16 protein-coding genes are annotated in these 19,705 nt (G+C 59.4%); 13 read left to right on the plus strand and 3 right to left on the minus strand.

What is annotated here, in order from left to right; translation table 11 throughout:
* Positions 1 to 101 precede the first annotated feature (101 nt).
* From EB815_RS13650 to EB815_RS13700, 11 genes are all read left to right on the plus strand, one after another.
* Positions 102 to 1,013 (plus strand): dihydrodipicolinate synthase family protein, encoded by a 912-nt coding sequence (locus EB815_RS13650; protein ID WP_056567816.1) that lies wholly within the window; start codon positions 102 to 104, stop codon positions 1,011 to 1,013.
* Positions 1,014 to 1,128: 115 nt separating this feature from the next.
* Complete coding sequence (locus EB815_RS13655; protein WP_056567818.1) at positions 1,129 to 2,775, plus strand: choline dehydrogenase; 1,647 nt, start codon at positions 1,129 to 1,131, stop codon at positions 2,773 to 2,775.
* A 138-nt stretch (positions 2,776 to 2,913) separates the two neighbouring features.
* A complete protein-coding gene (locus tag EB815_RS13660) occupies positions 2,914 to 4,062 on the plus strand; it encodes an ABC transporter substrate-binding protein (protein ID WP_056567823.1) in 1,149 nt (382 codons plus the stop codon).
* 43 nt (positions 4,063 to 4,105) lie between these two features.
* Positions 4,106 to 5,014: an ABC transporter permease gene (locus EB815_RS13665; protein WP_245303330.1), complete on the plus strand. Its 909-nt coding sequence runs from the start codon at positions 4,106 to 4,108 to the stop codon at positions 5,012 to 5,014.
* On the plus strand, positions 5,014 to 5,802 hold the full coding sequence (locus tag EB815_RS13670) for an ABC transporter permease (RefSeq protein ID WP_056567829.1): 789 nt from the start codon (positions 5,014 to 5,016) through the stop codon (positions 5,800 to 5,802). The genes EB815_RS13665 and EB815_RS13670 overlap by 1 nt, the downstream gene beginning before the upstream one ends.
* 8 nt (positions 5,803 to 5,810) lie before the next feature.
* Complete coding sequence (locus EB815_RS13675; RefSeq protein WP_056567832.1) at positions 5,811 to 6,923, plus strand: ABC transporter ATP-binding protein; 1,113 nt, start codon at positions 5,811 to 5,813, stop codon at positions 6,921 to 6,923.
* Between the two features lie 94 nt (positions 6,924 to 7,017).
* Positions 7,018 to 7,701: a GntR family transcriptional regulator gene (locus tag EB815_RS13680; protein WP_056567835.1), complete on the plus strand. Its 684-nt coding sequence runs from the start codon at positions 7,018 to 7,020 to the stop codon at positions 7,699 to 7,701.
* A gap of 95 nt (positions 7,702 to 7,796) precedes the next feature.
* A complete protein-coding gene (locus tag EB815_RS13685; protein ID WP_056567838.1) occupies positions 7,797 to 8,825 on the plus strand; it encodes a proline racemase family protein in 1,029 nt (342 codons plus the stop codon).
* A 78-nt stretch (positions 8,826 to 8,903) separates the two neighbouring features.
* Positions 8,904 to 9,479 (plus strand): DUF1349 domain-containing protein, encoded by a 576-nt coding sequence (locus tag EB815_RS13690; RefSeq protein WP_056567841.1) that lies wholly within the window; start codon positions 8,904 to 8,906, stop codon positions 9,477 to 9,479.
* A 59-nt stretch (positions 9,480 to 9,538) separates the two neighbouring features.
* Positions 9,539 to 11,002: an aldehyde dehydrogenase family protein gene (locus tag EB815_RS13695; protein WP_056567845.1), complete on the plus strand. Its 1,464-nt coding sequence runs from the start codon at positions 9,539 to 9,541 to the stop codon at positions 11,000 to 11,002.
* A gap of 24 nt (positions 11,003 to 11,026) precedes the next feature.
* The gene (locus tag EB815_RS13700; protein ID WP_056567848.1) at positions 11,027 to 12,046 is read left to right on the plus strand and encodes a Gfo/Idh/MocA family protein; all 1,020 of its coding nucleotides are present in this window, start codon (positions 11,027 to 11,029) and stop codon (positions 12,044 to 12,046) included.
* Between the two features lie 68 nt (positions 12,047 to 12,114).
* Here EB815_RS13700 and EB815_RS13705 read toward each other — a convergent pair whose 3' ends face one another.
* The 3 genes from EB815_RS13705 to EB815_RS13715 form a co-directional block, all read right to left on the minus strand.
* Positions 12,115 to 12,327 carry a DUF768 domain-containing protein gene (locus EB815_RS13705; protein WP_065005147.1) on the minus strand — a complete coding sequence of 71 codons (213 nt, stop codon included), beginning with the start codon at positions 12,325 to 12,327 and terminating at the stop codon, positions 12,115 to 12,117.
* A 94-nt stretch (positions 12,328 to 12,421) separates the two neighbouring features.
* Positions 12,422 to 13,927: a calcium-binding protein gene (locus EB815_RS13710; protein WP_056567853.1), complete on the minus strand. Its 1,506-nt coding sequence runs from the start codon at positions 13,925 to 13,927 to the stop codon at positions 12,422 to 12,424.
* 224 nt (positions 13,928 to 14,151) lie between these two features.
* Positions 14,152 to 17,070, minus strand: coding sequence for an AMP-binding protein (locus EB815_RS13715; RefSeq protein ID WP_244493989.1), 2,919 nt, complete (start codon positions 17,068 to 17,070; stop codon positions 14,152 to 14,154).
* A gap of 161 nt (positions 17,071 to 17,231) precedes the next feature.
* Here EB815_RS13715 and EB815_RS13720 point away from each other — a divergent pair, with 161 nt between their 5' ends.
* Entirely contained in the window at positions 17,232 to 18,449 is a 1,218-nt protein-coding gene (locus EB815_RS13720; RefSeq protein ID WP_056567859.1) for a glycosyltransferase family 4 protein, read from the plus strand.
* A complete protein-coding gene (locus EB815_RS13725) occupies positions 18,446 to 19,705 on the plus strand; it encodes an O-antigen ligase family protein (RefSeq protein ID WP_056567861.1) in 1,260 nt (419 codons plus the stop codon). The genes EB815_RS13720 and EB815_RS13725 overlap by 4 nt, the downstream gene beginning before the upstream one ends.

Here is a 19,705-nt window from a genome sequence, read left to right on the forward strand (position 1 = left end):
TTCGAACTGCCAGGAAGGTCGGGGCTAGACTCGAAAAATTGGATATTGTAGATTGGATATAATGATGGTGTGCGGTATGCCATCGAACGCAAGAGGAAAAAATGAACAACTGGACTGGGGTGTTTCCCGCCGTAACCACCAAGCTGAATCAGGACGGCTCGATCAATGTACAGGCTAATCAGTCTGCCATTGACAGGCTGATCGCCAACGGGGTTTCGGGCGTGATCGTTTTGCCGATGCTCGGCGAAAATGCCTGCCTCACTCCTTCCGAGAAGGAACTCGTCATCCGCAGCGCACAGGAAGCGGCGGGCGGGCGGGTTCCAATTCTGTCCGGACTCGCCGAGATCACCCAGGCCGACGCCAATTTTCGTGCCCGTGAATTCGAGAAACTTGGTGTGGAGGGCCTGATGGCGTTCCCCACCCTTGGGTACAAGTCCGATGCTCGAGAGACAGCCGAATGGTACAAGAGCCTTGCCAGGGCCAGTGGGCTACCGATCATGATATACAACAATCCGATCGCCTATGGTGTCGACGTTACCCCTCGGGTTTTGCAGGAACTGGCGGACTCTCCGACCATCGTAGCCGTCAAGGAAGAGACCGGCGATGTCCGTCGCGTGACTGACATGTATGTTGCGCTCGGCAATCGGTATCAGATTTTCTGTGGCGTCGATGATCAGGTCGTCGAGAGCGTCGCGCTCGGTGCGGTCGGCTGGGTGTCGGGCATGACAAATGTATGGCCCAAGGAATGCGTCACGCTGTTCAACCTTTGCAACCAGGGGCGCAAGGATGAGGCGCTGCAGCTCTACAGATTGCTGACGCCGGCTTTCCACCTCGATACTCACGTGAAGCTCGTCCAGTACATCAAGCTCTCCGAGAGCCTAGTCTACGGCGCGCCCGAGTGGGTGCGTGGACCGCGCCTGCCGCTCGTTGGCGACGAGCGGGAATTCGTGACGCGCACAATCAAAGACGCGATCAAGCAGCTCGAAAACTACTCGCTGCCGCAGGCCGCATGATCTCTGGATCATCGTCATGATCTTCGGATCGTCATATTGAGAAGAACCTTGCGGACAGTGGCACTACGGTTGTCCGCCGGTTTCATCGCCGAATTTTGAAGCCGGAGTGAGACAGGTGCGTTCGAAGAAATACGATTATATTGTCGTGGGGTCTGGAGCGGCCGGCTCCATTGTGGCCGCCCGGCTCGGCGAGGACCGTAATGTCAATGTTCTCGTCCTCGAGGCGGGGCCGCACGACAATTCGATCTATGTTCGCATGCCCGCCGCAATGTCCTATCCGCTGACTGACAAAAAGCGGACGTGGGAATTCGAAACAGGGCCCGAGGCGGCTCTCGATGGCCGCATGGTCACCCATCTTCGCGGCAAGATGCTTGGCGGCTCGGGATCCCTGAATGGCATGGTCTATGTGCGGGGAAATCCGCGCGACTTCGACCGCTGGGCGGAAGATGGTCTTCCCAACTGGTCCTATGCCCATTGCCTTCCCTATTTCAAGAAACTGGAATCGTATGACAAGGGAAGCAATGAATACAGGGGCGGGCAGGGGCCAATACGGATCACGACGCTGAAGGCCGAGCTCGAGCCCTTCCGTGCGTTCCTGGAAGCCGGGCAACAGGCCGGGCACCCGTTGAGCGAAGACTACAACGCTTATCGCCAGGAAGGCGTCCATGCCTATCAGGCCAACATCGATAATGGTATCCGCGCGAGTGGGGGTAGGGCCTATCTTCGCCCAGCCATCAAGCGCGGCAATGTCGAACTGCTTTTGAACGCCCTGGTTCACAAGGTCGATTTCAGTGGGCGGAAAGCTGTCGGCGTCACCTTCGAGAAGGATGGCGTGGTTCAGTCAGTGGAAGCCGGGCGCGAGGTTATCTTGTGCGGTGGCGCCTTCAACTCGCCCCATGTGCTTCTCCTTTCCGGTGTTGGTCCCGCCGCGGAACTTGCCTCGTATGGGATCAAGAGCGTGGCTGACGTTCCCGGTGTGGGGAAAGGCTTGCAGGATCATGTCGCCGTATCCGTCAAGTACCGGGCCTCGCATAGAGGCGTGTCTCCGGCGGTCGACATGAACCTCATCAAGATGGCGTTCATCGGCGCACAATGGCTGTTCTTCAGGAAGGGCTTGGGCATTACCAATCTGTGGGAAGTCGGCTCCTTCTTCAAAAGCAGCGATTCCGTCGAGTATGCCAACATCCAGCACGAGTTCCTGCCGATGCTCGGCGAACTGATGCATGGAAAGGTCAACATCGAGGAAGGATTCCAATATCAGGTGTGCCTTGGCCGGCCGGAAAGCCGAGGGGCGGTGACGCTCAAATCTGCTGACCCGAGACTGCACCCGTCAATCGTGTTGAACTATCTCCAGCAGCAGCAGGACAGGCGGAATCTGATCGACGGCGTTCGTCATACTGACGAGATCATCCAACAAAGGGGTTGGGATAGCATCCGCGGCGAAGCCATCGTTCCCGGCCTGCGCAAGAAATCCGACGAAGAGGTCTTCTCTTGGCTCAAGGAGAATATGGGGACGCAATACCATCCGTGCTCGAGTTGCCGGATGGGCAATGACGATATGGCTGTCGTTGATGACGAAGGCCGGGTCCATGGTGTCGAAGGCCTCCGGGTGATCGATGCTTCTGTCATGCCGCGCATTCCCAACGGCAATCTCCACTGCCCGACAATGATGATCGCCGAGAAGATGGTCGATCGCGTGCGAGGTCGCCAGGCGCTGCCAGCGCAAGTGGCGCACTACGCCGACGAGAAGCGCTTGATCTGAAAATCCACCGGAGGCCGATCGGCCGCGGAGCCGGACTGCCTGGCCCGCGCCGCGCTCCATAAATGATTTGACTGCTGATTTATTATATCCAATATCCATTATAAAAACGTGAGTGAACCAACACGAAAGGGGAATGACATGGCGAAAGAACCGAAGACGTCTATGCTTGAAACAATCCAGTTCACCCGACGTACCGCGCTGCTCGGCCTGGCAGGGGCCGGCCTTGGAGTGTCGACGGGACGACTGTTCGTAACACCGGCCCGTGCGGCGGTTGGCGGCTCGTTGCAGATCATGGCGTGGGAAGGCTACGACATGACGAATGAGCTGCGGGAGTGGCGGTCGACCAATGGTGTCACCGCGGAAACCTCCTCGATAGCGTCTCAGGATGATGTCCAGGCCAAATTTATTGCCGGCAATCCTCCCCCCATCGATCTTGCCGAATATAATCAGGCCTACAGCAAGCTTTATATCAAGGATATGAAGATCGTTTCGCCAATCGATATGTCCAAGATACCGAATTACAACGCCGACAATCTCTTTGACGTATTCTTCGACAAGCCGACATGGTTCTCGGACGGAAAGCATTGGGGGTCGCCCTACATATGGGGCTTCAACACCCTCCTCTATAACTCCGACATGATTAAAAAGCCCACGTCCTACAAGGATCTGCTGGATCCAAGCCTGAAAGGAAAGATCGCGATAATGGACGATGCGACGGGCAACTGGCCGTTGATCGCCCGTCTGGTCGGCTTGGGAGACAAGTATCCTCTGCTGACCCGCGAGGAGTTAGGCAAGGCGTTCGAGAATTACGTCTTGTATCGAAACCAGGCGCGCCTGATCTCGATCAATCAGGGCGATGTTGCGAATTTCGTGGCATCGAAGGAGGTCGCGGCGGTTCTTGTCGCGGATCCGTCAATTATCACGCAGGTGCGCGCGCAAGGCGTGCCACTCGAAATGGCGATTCCCGAAGAAGGTCCGGTGCTGTGGGTCGACGCTTGGTTCATTCCCATATCGGCCGACAACATCGATACCGCGCACGCGTTCATCAACCAGTCTCTCGATCCCCAGATCCAGGCCAAGGTCGCGACGGCGGTCGTACAGGCGCCGGTTTCGAAGAAGGCCGTCGAGCTTCTGGATGCCGACGCTCGCAAGCGGATCGACTATTCGAAGATCAACGAAATATTCGCGTCTGGCTTGCCGGGTATTCCCCCCGTCGACGATGATGGCGAGCACGCGACCTATGCGGACTGGGTCCAGGCCTGGCAGGAATTCAAGGCAGGCTTGTAATCCACCGTAACCAGTCGTCGGGGCCGGTCGACGAGACCGGCTCTTGCGCTTTCTTGTTGAAGGAATTGCGATGACTCCATCACAAAGAACCGGAGGCGTTCTGGCCGCGCCGGCGGCAATCTACATGCTGTTGTTCTTCGTGGTGCCCGCTATATTGCTGTTCTCCTATAGTTTCTGGATGTCATCCGGCTTCCGCATCGTTCCAGACTTCGTGCTGACCAATTACATATCGGCGGTACGATCGCCGCTCTTCCTGCGGGTGACCTACAACGCAATCGTAATCGGTCTCGTCACCGCGTCCGTAACGCTCTGTCTATCGATCCCTGTCGGATATTACCTGACTTACGTCGCCAGATCGAAGATTATCTTCTATCTCGTTCTCGTCACGTGGTTCTCCAGCTACCTCGTCAGAATCTACGCCTGGCGTACATTGCTTGGCACCAACGGCCTGCTCAACGCGGTGTTGCTTCAACTCGGGATCGTCCACACACCCGTCCAGGCGTTCCTGTTCAGCCCATTTGCGGTCGCGATAACGTTGACCCACATCTATCTGCCATTCGCGATTCTGATGGTCGTTTCGGCGATGAGCGAGATCAAGGCGGAGCTTATCGAGGCGTCGCGCGATCTCGGCACATCGGCCTTGGGGGCCTTCTTCCGGGTTGTCGCTCCCAACGCCGCGCAAGGCCTTATCGGAGCCTTCATGCTGACATTCATCCTTGTCGCAGGCGACTACGTCACGCCGCAGATGGTCGGCGGGTCCTCAGGCCAAACGACCGGCCTTCTTATCGCGGATCAATTCCGAAAGACCGGCAATTGGCCGCTCGGTGCCGCCCAGGCCTTTCTCATGTTCCTTGTGTCGCTGGTCATCTATGCGCTCGTGCTTGCCCTAGGCCGCCTCACGGGACTCATTCCGGCCAGGCGTAAAACCAAACCTGCCAAGGAGGTTGCGTGATGTTGCTGAAGGCGGTCGTCTACGCGACCTTGGCGTATCTCCTGATTCCGCTCGTCGTGATCGTCTTGTTCAGCTTCAATGCGGAGCAATCGTTTTCCTTTCCCATCAACGGTTACAGTCTGAGATGGTACGCGCTGATCTTCGAGGATCCGCAGCTTGGCCAGGCTCTCGTCAAAAGTCTGATGATCGCCACGGCAACAGCTATCGTCACCCTTGTCCTTGGAACGGCCGCGTCCCTTGCCTGGTTGCGGCTAGGGAGGATTGGCCGAAGCGTTCTCGAAATCCTGTGCATCACCCCGATCGCCCTGCCTGGCCTCTTCCTTGGTGTCTCATTGCTGGTCTTGGCCGCGCAGCTGGGCATCCGTCTTTCGACGGTCACGATCGTCGTCTCTCACGTCGTTCTGTCCGTGCCGATGCTCATGATCGCCATGCGGGCCCGGCTTGCGCTTTTCGATCGAACACTCGAAGAGGCCTCCCGCGACCTTGGCGCCTCGCAGATCGGGACATTCAGGAGGGTAACGCTTCCGCTGATCGCGCCGACCTTGATCTCCTGCGCGATCCTGAGCTTTGCCTTGTCGTTTGACGAGTTCGTCGTCACGTCATTTGTTGCCGGCACCGAAACCACCTTGCCCATGTACATCTGGTCGATGATGCGCCGCACGGTCACGCCACTGATCAACTCGGTCTCGACGCTCGCCCTTTTGTTCTCGATCGCCGTCATGGCGATCGGCTTCCTCGTCGGGCGGTTCAAGCGAGCATCGGCCCTGTCAGAACGCGCGTCCTCTTGAGGCTACGAATGAACACTGGAATATCAACAGAAGCACCGTTGATTGAACTGTCGAACGGTCAAAAACAGTTCGGCCTTTTTCAGGCCCTGACCGACATCAATCTCACGATCAACGAGGGGGAGATCGTGACCTTGCTCGGCCCGAGCGGCTGCGGCAAAACCACCTTGATGCGCATCATCGCCGGCTTCGAGGCGCTCACATCCGGTACTCTGAAGATCGACGGCAAGGACGTCGCTGCGTTGCCCCCGGAAAAACGGCCGGTGAACATGGTGTTCCAACGCTACGCGCTGTTCCCCCATTTGGACGTCTTCGACAATGTCGCATACGGCCTCAAGGTCAAAGGTGTCGAGAAGGACGAGCGCCGCAAAAGGGTCCAGGCGATGCTCCGGACCGTGCAGATGGAAAGCCTTTCGCATCGTTTCATCGGCGAGCTCAGCGGTGGCCAATGCCAGCGGGTGGCGCTGGCTCGGGCCCTGGTGAATGGCCCCCGGGTTCTGCTGCTCGACGAGCCTTTGGCTGCGCTCGACCTCAAGATTCGCCAACATATGCTCGGAGAGATGAAACGAATCCAATTGGAGACGGGTGCTACGTTCGTTTATGTCACGCACGATCAGGATGAAGCGATGATCCTTTCGGACCGGGTTGTGCTGATCGATCACGGCCGGATCGTTCAGATCGACAGACCTCAGGATATGTACTTTCGCCCAAGATCGCTGTTTGCGGCAAAATTTCTTGGCGAAACAAATCTGTTCGAGGGAAGACTGACTGGGTCTGGCATCGGGCAGCTTTCGCTGGAGACCAGGGACGGACCGTTTGATGTGGTTTCGAATGATGTCCCGGTGTCCGCGAATGACGCCGCGGTAATGTCCGTCCGGCCGGAAGCGATGTCCTTCCGGCAATCCGACGCGCAGCTCGACTATGCGATGGATGCCGAAGTTGCCGACGTGATTTTTTCAGGCAGTCGCTCTTTCTTCCATCTGGTCAGCCGGGGCGGCCAAAAATTCCGGGTCCAGGTTCAAAACATGCCTGGTGCGGCCCTTCCGACGGCGGGCGACAAGGTCCATGTCTCGTGGCGAAAGGACAGCGCGACCGTTCTGCCGCTTGCCCGGACGTCATCGTGACATCCATTTGCACGTGCAGTACGGAGCGCCGCACTAGCGCTGCAATTCTATATCCTATATTCAATATGCTTGGAATTTTCCTGATAGGTCATAAATGGATCCGTCTGTCGCCATCAAGCGCCGCACCGTCACGTCTTCGGTCGTTGACCTGATCCGCGACAGGATCATATCCGGGTTTTACAAAGGCGGTCAGCAAATCAGGCAGGAAGCGATCGCCGAGGAAGCCGGGGTCAGCCGTATACCGATCCGTGAAGCTCTTCTGCAGCTCGAGGCCGAGGGACTTGTCGTCATTCACACTCATAAGGGCGCGGTTGTCGCGTCTCTGACCGTGGATGATGCGATCGATATCTTCGAAGCACGTCTTGCGCTTGAGCCGTTCATCCTGAAGAAGGCGATCGAACGGGCAACCGAGGTCGACATCGAGCATGTGCGACGCGCCCTGGATGACTATACCAGAGGGGTGGAGGCAAAGGAATCGCCAGCGAAGCTCAGTGAACTCAACTGGTCGTTCCACAAGGCGATGTCCCGTTCCGCAAGGCGGCCGCGATCTCTCGCCCTTTTGTCATCGCTTTACAATTCCGCCGACAGATATCTCCGTCTTCAGATCGATGCCCGATCGGCGCAGACCAAAGCCCTGGAAGACCACAAGGCGCTGGCGGTTGCATTCGCCGAGGGCAATCAGACCCTGGCGCAGAAGCTTCTCAGGAAGCACATCGAGGACGCTCGCGACGACGTGATGGCTGGCCTGCAGGCGCTGCCGGATTTCGAAAACTCCTGATCGTTGGGTGGTAATTTTTGGGCGAAGCCGCCATTGGCTATTGCTTGCTCTCAATAAATATTGGATATTGGATATAGAAGCCACTGGAGTCGGGCATGCAGTTGGATCGCGTTATAACTGTCGTTGGCGCACACGCCGAAGGTGAGGTCGGCCGGGTCATCACGGGCGGCATTCTCCCCCCGCGCGGGGCGACGATGTTCGAAAGGATGGAAAACCTGGAGCGCGACAGCTCATGGCTCAGGAACATGCTGCTGTTCGATCCGAGGGGCAGCGTGAATGCCGCCGTCAACCTCATCACGCCGCCAATCCATCCTGATGCCGACATCGGCATGATCGTCATGGAGTCCGATTACTTTGTGCCGATGTCCGGCTCGAATCTGATCTGCACGGTGACCGTCGCGCTCGAGGCCGGAATGATACCGATGAAGGAACCTCAGACGATCGTGCGGGTCGACACGCCTGCGGGATTGGTGGACGTGATCGCCGAATGCCGGGCAGGCAAGTGCCGGAGCATTACCTTTCGCAATATCCCCTCCTTCGTCATGCATCGCGACAGCATGATCGACGTTCCGGGGCTCGGTTCGCTGCGGGTCGATGTCGCGTATGGCGGCATGATCTACTGCATCGTGAATTCGGCGGATCTAGGCCTGACGCTCGCGCGCGGCGAGGCCAGGCAGCTTGTCGAGATCGGCGAGCGGATCAAGGCGGCGGCAGCCGTCCAGCTGCCGTCGATTCATCCCGAAAATCCGCTCATCCATACGATCAATCAAACCGAGTTTGCTGGCCCGGTGGAGGTCATCAACGGCGTCAAGACGTCCAAGAACGCGGTCGTCGTGTCGCCCGGGCGGCTCGATCGCTGCCCATGCGGGACAGGCACTTCGGCGCGCATGGCGCTTCTTCATGCCCGTGGTGATCTCGCTGTCGGTGAGAAGTTCAGGCACCTCTCCATTCTCGACACGGTTTTCGACTGCGAGATCATCGCCGAAACCAAGGCAGGTGATGTGCCAGCGGTCATTCCGCAGGTCTCTGGTCGCGCCTGGTTGACGGGTGTGAGCCACTACGGCGTGGATCCCGAGGATCCGTTCCCGGAAGGCTACCGCCTATCCGACACCTGGTTCAATTGATCGACAGGCACCCTTGTGGCCCAGGCGCTGACTGAGTGTCTCGGCACCACAGGCACAAACGAATGGGAAGGTGGGGAGATGGCGGAAGAACAGTTGAAATGGCTCAACGAGCCACCGCGATACACAAACGACGGCGCTCTCCTTCGTGTCACGACAGGCCACGAAACCGACTTCTGGCGAGAAACCTTTTACGGCTTCTGGCGCGACAATGGCCATTTTCTGTATCGCAGCGTCACCGGGGATTTCACCGCCGAGGTGACGATCAAGGGTGAATATGAAGCCCTCTACGATCAGGCCGGCCTGATGATGCGGCTCGGCGAAACACATTGGGTGAAAGCCGGAATCGAGTTTACCGACGGGCGGATGTACTTTTCCGTCGTTATCACAAACGATGTTTCCGACTGGTCCCTGGTTGCCATTCCGACGGACCCGGCGGGCGTGAGGATCCGCCTCACCCGGCATCGCGAAGCGGTTCGCGTCCAGTATCTGGACTCCGGCGACAACAGCTGGAAGCCCGTAAGGCTAGGCTATTTCCCGCCATCCGACCGGGTGGATGTCGGCATGATGTGCTGCTCTCCTCAACGTGCGGGATTCGAGGTGGCTTTCGCTGACTTCGTGGTCGGGCCGCCGATCTCCAAAGAGCTGCATGACTGACCTGAGCCGCAAGGGTGCGAAGCGTCTCCTGCCTTGCCGATCTTCATCGAGATTCTGAAATGACCAAACGTGAATACGGCATCTGGATCAACGGGGCTGCCGAGTTGCCGGCGGGAAGCGCTCTCTTCGAGAGAAATTCGCCTTCCACAGGCGAAAGCGTCGCCAGAGTTCATCTGGCCGGGACAACAGAACTTGACCGTGCCGTCGTACTCGCGAAGGAGACGTTCAGGAAAGGCGGATGGAAGGGGCTTGCGGCAAGCGAGCGCGGGAAGATCCTGCTGCGCTGGGCCGATCTCATCCTGGAGAATCTCGTAACGCTCAGCCGCATCGAGGCCGATGAAGCAGGGAAGACGATCGCTGCCGCCAAGGGCGAGATCGAGTGGTCGGTAGAGTTGCTGCGCTATGCTGCATCGCTCGCCTGGAGCATTCCCGGCCGTATCGTCAATCACGAGGGCGCCGAGAAACTGGGCCTCGTGACTTACGAGCCGCTTCCCGTCATCGGTATGATCCTTCCCTGGAATTTTCCGACGGTGACCCTGTTTCAGAAGTTGCCCTACGCCCTCGTCGCGGGATGTTGCGTCGTGATCAAGCCGTCGGAGCTCACAGCGGGCACTGCGATCGAATATGCGCGACTGGCCAAGCATGCTGGTATCCCCGACGGGGTTCTTGCGGTCCTGCCCGGCACGGGCGAGGTGGTCGGCCAGGGCATGTGCCTGCACCCGGACATCGACATGATCTCCTTCACGGGGTCCACCGCCGTTGGGCGCAAGATCGCCAGCCTTGCCGGCCAGTCGCTGAAGAAGGTGGCGCTTGAACTCGGGGGCAAGGGCGCCAACATCGTGTTCGCCGATGCGCATCTCGATGCGGCGGTCGCCGGTGCACTCGCTGCCTTCACGATCAATCAGGGTGAGGAGTGTTGCGCCGGCGGAAGGCTTTTGGTCCAGGAAACTATCGCATCGGAGTTTGTCGCGAAGCTGGCCGAAAAGGCCAAAGCGCTGAAGCTTGGTACGCCTGACGACGTCGATGCCGATCTCGGCCCGATGATTCATGCGCAGCATCAGCGGAAGGTCCTAGATTACGTCGAAAAGGCCCGGGAGGAAGGTGCGACGCTCGTGACAGGCGGGAGAGCGCCGACGAGCCCGGGGCTGCACGACGGCTATTTCGTCGAACCGACCATATTCACTGGCGTCGAGCCACACATGACGATCTTCAGGGAGGAGATATTCGGACCGGTGCTTGGGGTCACCACTTTCAAGGATGTTTCCGAAGCAGTCGCGCTGGCCAACCTGACACATTACGGCCTGGCCAATGGCATCTGGACCTCTAACCTCGACACCGCAATGGCTGTCTCCAGTGCCCTTGAAAGCGGGTTTGTCTATGTCAACACCTATCTTGAGACGGTTCCCCAGCTGCCGTTTGGCGGCAGCAAGTCCAGCGGACTCGGCAGGGAAAACGGTCCCGACGGGTTACTGGAATTCATGCAGGCGAAATCCACATTTATTCGCCTGCGTCCGAACCCGTGATCAAATGCAAGAGAGAGCAAGACGATGAAGCCGGTCCGTTTCGGTATTGTGTCGACAGCGAAGATCGCCCGCGACTGGGTGATACCGGCGATGAAAGCCGTACCGGAGTGTGAAGTTGTAGCCATCTCCTCACGCGACGGATCTCGTGCGGCCCGCGTCGCCTCGGAATTCGGTATTTCGAAGCACTATACGTCTTTCTCCGACCTGCTGAACGACGACGAGGTCGAGGCAATCTATATCCCGACGCCGAACAATCGGCACGTCGAAGATGCAATTGCCGCGGCGAGGGCTGGCAAGCACGTCTTGTGCGAGAAACCACTTGCCTTGGATGCGGCGGACGCCCTGCGCCTGGCCGAGGTTCAACTGCAGACAGGTGTGCAGATATCGGAGGCCTTCATGGTCCGATATCATCCACGATGGCTCGCCGCGCGGGAAATCATCCGCAGTGGCAGGCTCGGACGCGTAACACAGATCCACGCAACCTACAGTGTGACCAACGACAATCCGCAGGACATCAGGTTCCAGCCGGAACTCGGCGGTGGTGCCTTGGGAGACGTTGGCGTCTATCCGATAACGGCAGCCCGCTTTCTCTTCGAGGCTGAGCCGATCGCCGCGACCGCGACATTCGAAAAGCTTGCGCCCGATGGTGTCGATATTGCCGTCGCCGGCCTGCTCGAATTTCCCGACAACCGCAATCTTCTGTTCAGTGGCGCCCTGCTGCAGGCATGGGCACACTGGATCATGGTTATCGGTACGGACGGCTGGATGGAAATCCCGGTCGCCGTCTGGCCCTCGGCAAAACAAGAGACGATCATCAAGCTGCGCAAGCGTGACGATATTTATGACCGGGATGTCGAAGTCATCCGCTTTGCGCCGGCAAACCAATATGAAGAAGAGGTCCGCGAGTTTGCGCGCGCCATAAGGGGGGAGATCAAGCAGTCCTGGCCAATCAGCGACGCGGTGGCGGGAATGCATGTACTCGATGCCATCAGGCGGTCTGCCGCGGATAGGGCGCGTGTCCTGGTCCACAGGGACCGAGGATAGCCCCTTATACAGGCCCCACACACCGCTGCCTGCGGCGATGCCGGCTGCCGATGCAGCCGGATGCGCAATCACTCGGTGTCGCGGTGATCGAGGACTTCAAGCATGGTGGTCAGCATGCTTCCGACTTCTTCCGAGATTTCCTCGGGCCGAATCCCCGCCTTGATGGCGTCCGCGGTCGCTTGTTCGGCGAGTTTAGCCGCAAGGGCCGGATCGGCCCTCGAAAAAGGTGGAACGTTTTCCTCCACCCATTTCTGCAGGAATTCGATGCCGCGAGCGCTCATGACGAACAAAAGCTCGTTGGAGCGATTTCGTTCCGCCGAGGTGCATTCAAGAAAACGTCAGACCCTGTTGATCAGGGCCTGACGTCCCCAAGGCTCACGTTACGATGAACGAGGATGCCGTCAACGACAGGTGCGGAGAAAGAGTGGCGAACTGGATCTGATGTGCTCTGCCTGTCCCATCGCTGTCGAAAGAGAGCGCGCCGGTCAAGCTGTTGTAAATGATGTGGTCATTGCTGTCGTGAGCACCCGCGCCGGCGAAGAAGGCCGAGGTGGGAAGGGCGCCCTTTTGAAGGCCGGAAAATATAGAGTGGTCGAGCTGGATCTTGTCCTGGTACGCATTAAAGTCGGTGATCTTGTCGACATTGCCGGCCTTGAGGGCGGAATTGAAGACGAAGACATCCTTGCCTCCATGTCCGGTCAGTACGTCTCGCCCGCCACCTCCATTGATGACGTTGTTGCCGGCATTGCCCTCTATGGTTTGGGAAAACTCGTTTCCGGTGAGGTTGATGGCGGTGGTTCCGGATCGGCTCGTGGTGGCGAGATGTTCGATCTCCGACCCGGCCGACAACGCATAACTCACCGATGCCAGCACGGTGTCGTTGCCGCCGCCCTTCACTTCCACCACCTTGTCACCGACGTTGTCGACATAATAGGTGTCGTTGTAGCCACGGCCGGCCATCGTGTCGGCGCCGGTGGTGCCGTGCATTACGTCCGCCCCGCCAGTGCCGTAGAAGACGTGATCGCTGCTTGAAGGTGTGCTGGTCGTCGGGGGCACCGGCGTGGTTGTGGTGGGCGGCGGCGTCACGGTGGTGGTGCCGCCGGATGAACCGGTGCCGCCGCTTGACGACGTGCCGGCGTCGCTCTGGTTGTGCTGGAGGAAAAGGGCCTGCAGCGCCGGCGAGTTGCCAAGCGCCGTGTCACCCTGTTGGGAACCCCATGCATAGGCATAGTCGAAGGCGGGGGTCGGAACCAGCTTGGACCAGTGGTCCAGCATGGTCTGCTCCTGGGTGACGGAGGGAAGGACGTATTGGCCGCCGGTGTCGGTCGTGAAGCTGCCGCCGCCGAATGTCTGGTAAACCGGAACGATCTGGCTGACCGGAATGCCCGAGGCAACAGCCGCGGCCACGGTCCTGTCGATCATGTTGTAATCGACCGTGCTTGTTCCGGTGCGCACCGGATACGGGTCCAACCCGTAATAGTCGATATGCGTGTTGGCCGGATTATAGGTGTTCGAAAAATCAGGGTTTGCGGAAGACCCCATGTTCATCATGGTGATGAAGGTCTTGGCGCCCGGCAAATTCGAATGGATCCAGTCGGATTCCGCCTTCAAATTCGCGGCGGTGGCGTAGGTTCCCCATTTGCCGGTTGGGTCCGGTTCATCGACCAGGAAGAAGCCAAACACCTTCGGATTGCCGATGAAGGGCGTGACTTTCTGGATAAAGGACGAGGTCGCCCCATTGGCTTCATCGAGCCAGACCAGGCCTTTCGTGCCAGCCGGCAGGGCGTTGAGTTCGTCCACGGATGAAACGTCGACAAGGTTGAATCCGGCGGTTGCGACCTGGGAGGCCGACCCACCCGAGGCATAGTGGAGGGTTGTCATGCAGATATCCTTCGTCCGATTCGGTAGGTGCCCCACACCTGCCTAGTGGAGAGGATACATTAGAGACAAATCAAAAACCGGCGTCCCTTGATAGAATCGTTGATCACAGCGAGCAAAACGCCGCGGACTCGGACGGCCGACTTGGCTCCGAGGCCTGTTGACTATCCAAGGATATTTGGCGCTTCACGCTCGACTGCGGAGCGCTCATGGCGACCGTTTATTTGCTATGCGCCGCGCACCAGAAAGGCCCTTTCTATCAACGGACGGTTATGGCTGAGATAGGGTTCAATGAGCATGTCGAGGTGTCCGCCCACGATCGGGACTATGCTCAGATCGGCAACGAAAGCACTCCAGCCAAGGTCTGCCGGAACGCCTGTGCGCCTGCACCGGAACAAGGTGGCGGTAATAGGCAATGCGGGCTTCGGTCGCGCGAGCCACTGGCCAAATGCACGCATCCGCAGGATTTCCTCGAGCTCGAGGCGCAGAATGAATCGCGTCCTGGCCAAAGCCCCCCATTTCAGCCAGTCGATGCCCCTTGCCAGGACAGCCTCGGCACCAAATTGGGCAAACAATTTTGCGAGCGCCCGCAAGATCATGCGATCCACCGTCACTCTATGCGTGCGGATGCGCTGGACGGTGCGCGCGAGGGTTTCGCGGTAGTTGTGCCGCCCAGGCCCGATGTTGGTGTCGAGGATTCCCAGAAACGTGACCGATCGACCCGCGGCAGCAAGTTTGGCGGCAGCCTCGAACGCGACGCCGCCGCCAAGCGAATAGCCGATCAGATTCACATTGCCCTCCGGCTGGGCCTGGCTGATCTGCTCGACGACCGCATCCACCATTAGCGGTATTGTGTCATGGCCCTTGAGCAGATCGTTAAGGTCCCCGTAGCGCACCGCAACAACCTTGGCGACAGTGCCCATTTCGGCGCCGAAGGCCGCCAGGCTTGGACCGTAGCCGATTGATCCAGGCACAATGAACAGGATGGGCTTGGCGTCGGAGGCATCGACACGCGACTTGCTTGTATCTTGTCCCGGCGACGCGGCCCTGACGACATCTGCGAAACTCATCCCGACGGTGAACGCCTCCAGGTTGAGTTCACGTCCCAAGGCTGTCTCAAGTTCCATGACGAATTGCAGCAGCTTCAGTGAATCGCCACCGGCATCGTCCCAGTGGCTGCCAGCCGCTTTTTTACCCGGGAGTATCCTCTCCCAGACGGCGGCCGCGACGCCCGCGATGTCAAGTGGGTCGGCCGCCGGCCGGACATCTTGCGCGTTTTGGGCGTTTTGCGCATTCAGCGCGCGATCCAGATCCCGCAACTTGACGCCGTCAACCTTGCCGCCCTTGAGTTGCGGTATCTCGGCAACACTGTGCAGCCGCGTTGGATGAACCGCCGGCGGCAAGGCTGTCCTGATCAAGTCGCGCAATTCAGTGATGAACTCGCTTCCGCCAGCTCTCGCCGGGACGACAAAGGCCACCAGTTCGTTCGCGTCCGTCACCACCGCAACGGCGTCGTTCACTTGAGGCGCGCGGCGCAGGACGAGTTCCAGTTCGGCGGGCTCGACGCGTCTTCCATTAATCTTTATCTGGCGTCCCTTTCGTCCGACGATCCACATCCGTCCAGTGTCGTCGACCTTGACCAGATCGCCCGTTGCGAAGATCCGAAGTCGGGGATCGGCGGAGCTTGCCTGAAGAGGAACGTTTTCCCCATCCACCCAATAGCCCAGCGTGGTATAGTTGCTTTTGATCAAGAGCTCGCCCTCCTCCCCCGAGGCGACCTCGCATGCGTCTTCCCCCACGATCGTGTATTCGATGCCGGGGAGGACGAAGCCAACCGGGACCGTTGCGCCCTGCTCCGGATAATCCCTCGGCAGGAACCACTGCGTGCCTGTTGTTTCCGTGGATGAGTAGCTGATCTGCACAAAGCAGGACTCGGGAACGCTGGCGCGGAGCCGGTCGATGTCCGACCATAAGATCTTTTCTCCACCAACGCGCACGATCCGCAGCGAAGAGAATGTGTCGGACGCGGCACCATTCATCAGCACACGCAGCAGCGCGGGCACGAGATAGGCGACCGTCACCTGCCATCTCTTGAAATTGTCGCGGGCGGCGCGAATGCCGGCACTCTCTATATCCAGGAGATACAACGTGCCCCCACACAGCATGGGGGTCATCATCTCGCGGCATCCCGCGATTGTCGCCGGCCCTGTCAGCGGCATGAACACATCATCGGGGCCGATGTGGCAGGCATCCACATATTGCTGAACGCGGTGAAGGATCGCCCGTTGGCTGTTTACGACACCCTTGGGAGTCCCGGTGCTGCCTGACGTGTACAGAACGATTGCCGGGGCATCGACCGACGGATCGGACGGCAGCGCCGGAAAGCTGCCTTCCGTTGCGCCCATGCAGCTTGCCGCATCGATCCATTTCAGGGGCGAGGCATCCGGCCAGCCCGCCGGCCCACCTGGTCCTGGCTTGACGATCGCGGCCAGCCGCGCGCTGGTGGCAATTGCAGCGAGGCGCTGAAACGGATCCCGGGGATTTAACGGCACGGCAGGCCTGCCAGCGCGCATGGCGGCGAGCATGGCCACGGGATACCACAGCGCATTCCCGATAAGGAGCCCGACCGCCTTGCCCGGCGGGACCGAACCAGCGATGGCACTCGCCAGGTTTTGGACTGCGTTCAACAATTCCGCAAAGCTGAGCGATGTGGAGCCGTCACTGATCGCGGTTTTGTCCGGATATCTTTCGACAACTCGCTTCAGATGCCAGAACGCCGGTTTTTCGGAGAAATCGTCGCACATCCATTGGAACGGGTGGCTGGTTGGTCCGTCCACGTCCAGAGGGCGCGTCGATGCCTGTTTCCATGTGAAGCCGTCTGGAGGTCCGATTCCGATATTGGGGATAATCGCAACATCCTGCCGGCTTGCCAATCCGCCAACAGACGCCAAAGCGCGTGGAAACGGGCTTTTTGAACGCGGGCGCCCGAACGCTTCCAACGCAATTCCCCTTTTGCTGATTGGCTTTGCAGTGTCGTACGCGACCATGCTGGTCGTGGCATCGTTAGAACGAATGATTCCGGATCGGACTCGGCGATCCGATATGCGCCGACCTATCATCGCCGCATCGTCCAGCGCCTGCTTCATTCAAACAGACGAGGACAGCGGGAAGCCCTGCTCCTAGCGTGGGTTTGGTAGCGTGGGTTTGGGCGTTGTGCGTGTAGGGGCGATGAACCGGTCATGAGAGCGGATCCAAGAGCCAGCCATTTGATGCGGTCGGGATACTGCCGGCATCCTGGGGGCATGGGATGAACCCGCACCTTGTCTGCATCGGAGGCGAGGATCACCGTCTCAGAATCCCATTCCTGCTGGCGATGCGCGAGAAGGGTTTTCGAGTCACTGCCGTGTCGAGCGACGTGGGGGGGCCCTTTTCCCTCCATGGCATCCCACATCGCCGATTTGGGTTCGACCGCTTTAGCAGCGGCGGCGGGGAATGGGGCGCTCTCGGAAGGGTCCGCAAATTGATGTCCGAACTGCGTCCGGACATCGTCCAGAGTTTCGACACCAAGCCCAACCTCCTGACGCCCTTGGCCGTGCGCGGGCAGGTTCCGGTCATCCGCACCATCAATGGCCTTGGTTGGACATTCTCGTCGCTGGAGCCGCGCGCTCTGGCGCTGCGTCCGGTCTTCTGCGCTCTCCAGGGCCTCGCATCGTTGTGGACAGCGATGACCGTTTTCCAGAATCGCGACGATCAAGCCTTCTTCGAGCGCTACCGGCTGGTGGGCAACGGCAAAGCGCGACTGATCCGCAGCTCTGGTATCGACTTGAATGCATTCTCGACAGCTCGGTATCGTGGTCCGTCAGCCGCCACGGTGCGCGAGGAACTGGGCCTTCATTCGGCCGAAGTCGTAATCTTTGTCGGTCGGCTGACCCGTCAGAAGGGGATCCCGACCCTGCTCAAGGCGGTTCCCCGCATCCTCTCCGAGAGGCCCAACGCGCGTTTCGTGCTCGTTGGCCCGCAGGATTCCGAAGGTCCATTTGCGGTCAACAAGTCCGATATCGAGCGATATGCTCCTCACGTGATCGCCTTGGGGCCAAGGCGGGATGTTCCAGCCCTTCTTGGCATGGCCGATCTGTTCGCGTTTCCGACGCAATATCGCGAGGGGATTCCGCGCGTGCTGTTGGAAGCGGGATTGTCCGGATTGCCTATCGTGGCCTCGAGAATGCCCGGCTGCAATGACGTGGTCGAGGATGGCTGGAACGGTTATCTCGTCGCGCCGCGCGACGCGGAAGGATTCGCATCCAGAATAATTGAGATCCTGTCCGACCGCGCCCGTGGAAAAATCATGGGCGGCCGTTCCGTCGGACTCGTGCGGGAGCGCTTTTCGCTGTCGTGGGTCGTCGACCAGTATTGCGAGCTATACAAGACCGTGCTCGGTGGCAGCGGCAGTCTTGCTCGATCGGCCCCCGCGACAATGATGGAAGAGCGTGCGCGAAACCCCCGATTGGGTGAGGCGCGGCAATGATTCGTGATGCGTTCCTGGCCTTCGGCATAGCAATGTCCTACGCGGTGCAGCTCAGCATCCCCGGGCTGCCGTTCGGCTACAGCGAACTCTTCCTCACGCTCTGGATATTGCTGTCGATCACGCGGGTCCTTGCTGGCGGCCGGCTGGAGGTAACGCCGGCCCTGGCCAAACTTGCACGTTTCTGGCTGATCCTGACGCTTGCCCTGGGCGTCGGTTCCATCATCGGCTTTCTGACGACCACGCTGTTCCTCGATCCTTTGTTGCACGACACGATGGCGTATGCGTTGTTGGCCTGCGTCACCTGCCTGGCCGCCGCGGAGCCGAACGCGGCTGTCCGTTTACGTCGTATCGCCTGGTGGATGATCGCTATCGCGAGTGCTTGCTTTGTCATTCAGGTAGGGGTTGGTTTCGGCTGGATCCATCAGTCTGGCGTCCGTCCCTGGTACTGGGATCGCTTTTGCGGTTGGTCTGAGAATCCGAACCAGCTTGCACTCTACTGCGCTCTGCTTGGTCCCCTGGCCCTGCATCTTGCCATGACCACCAGCAATCCGTTGGGAAGATGCCTTGGGCTATTCAGCCTGATCCTCACCTTCTACGTCGGAAGGCTGACAAAGAGCGATACCTATCTCTATACGACAGTCCTGGCCTGCCTGATCCTTCTCGGATTGCGGATGCGGGCCTTGCTGGCGGGCGATGGCGGCAAGGCCAGCCTTTCGCGACAACTTGGCCTCCTGCTCGCTGTTGCGTTCCTTCCATTGGCGGTATCGATGGCGCCTTACGCCATCAGCGAGGCCGCCAGCGCCGAAGATTTCGCCAAGAGCCTCACCAAGGACAAGGGCGGGGAAGCGACCGCGGAAACCGCGGCACTTCGCCTTTACCTTTGGGACGCGGCATTGGACAAGGGGGCAAGATCCGGATCTCTGGGGCTGGGCCCAGGCCCACACCTTGATACTCCCCCCGTGGTCAATCAGCAGTTTCTGCCGCGACCCTTCGAGGCCCATAGCACGATCCTCGATCTCTACACCCAGGGCGGCCTGATTTCAGTCCTGGCCCTGCTGTGGATCCTCGGCTCGGCCGCCTGGTCCGCCTGGCGTGCGAGGCTGGACGCTCTCGTGGCGCTTACAGCATCTATCGCTGTCTTCAGTGCTCCGCACCTGATCATCCGGCACCCGATCGTGTGGTTCTCTTTGACCCTCTGCCTCGTCGCTGGAACGCCTCAGTCGGTTCCCACGATCATTCGCCAGAGGAGATATTAG

The sequence above is a fragment of the Mesorhizobium loti genome, from assembly GCF_013170705.1.
GTDB classification, from domain to species: Bacteria; Pseudomonadota; Alphaproteobacteria; order Rhizobiales; family Rhizobiaceae; genus Mesorhizobium; species Mesorhizobium loti_D.

Bases quoted from the DNA above. Each gene is read 5' to 3' on its own strand.
- EB815_RS13650 (WP_056567816.1), top strand. From the start codon at position 102: ATGAACAACTGGACTGGGGTGTTTCCCGCCGTAACCACCAAGCTGAAT.
- EB815_RS13670 (WP_056567829.1), top strand. From the start codon at position 5,014: ATGTTGCTGAAGGCGGTCGTCTACGCGACCTTGGCGTATCTCCTGATT.
- EB815_RS13715 (WP_244493989.1), bottom strand. From the start codon at position 17,070: ATGAAGCAGGCGCTGGACGATGCGGCGATGATAGGTCGGCGCATATCG.
- EB815_RS13725 (WP_056567861.1), top strand. From the start codon at position 18,446: ATGATTCGTGATGCGTTCCTGGCCTTCGGCATAGCAATGTCCTACGCG.
- EB815_RS13695 (WP_056567845.1), top strand. From the start codon at position 9,539: ATGACCAAACGTGAATACGGCATCTGGATCAACGGGGCTGCCGAGTTG.
- EB815_RS13685 (WP_056567838.1), top strand. From the start codon at position 7,797: ATGCAGTTGGATCGCGTTATAACTGTCGTTGGCGCACACGCCGAAGGT.
- EB815_RS13680 (WP_056567835.1), top strand. From the start codon at position 7,018: ATGGATCCGTCTGTCGCCATCAAGCGCCGCACCGTCACGTCTTCGGTC.
- EB815_RS13720 (WP_056567859.1), top strand. From the start codon at position 17,232: ATGAACCCGCACCTTGTCTGCATCGGAGGCGAGGATCACCGTCTCAGA.
- EB815_RS13690 (WP_056567841.1), top strand. From the start codon at position 8,904: ATGGCGGAAGAACAGTTGAAATGGCTCAACGAGCCACCGCGATACACA.
- EB815_RS13700 (WP_056567848.1), top strand. From the start codon at position 11,027: ATGAAGCCGGTCCGTTTCGGTATTGTGTCGACAGCGAAGATCGCCCGC.
- EB815_RS13675 (WP_056567832.1), top strand. From the start codon at position 5,811: ATGAACACTGGAATATCAACAGAAGCACCGTTGATTGAACTGTCGAAC.
- EB815_RS13705 (WP_065005147.1), bottom strand. From the start codon at position 12,327: ATGAGCGCTCGCGGCATCGAATTCCTGCAGAAATGGGTGGAGGAAAAC.
- EB815_RS13710 (WP_056567853.1), bottom strand. From the start codon at position 13,927: ATGACAACCCTCCACTATGCCTCGGGTGGGTCGGCCTCCCAGGTCGCA.
- EB815_RS13660 (WP_056567823.1), top strand. From the start codon at position 2,914: ATGGCGAAAGAACCGAAGACGTCTATGCTTGAAACAATCCAGTTCACC.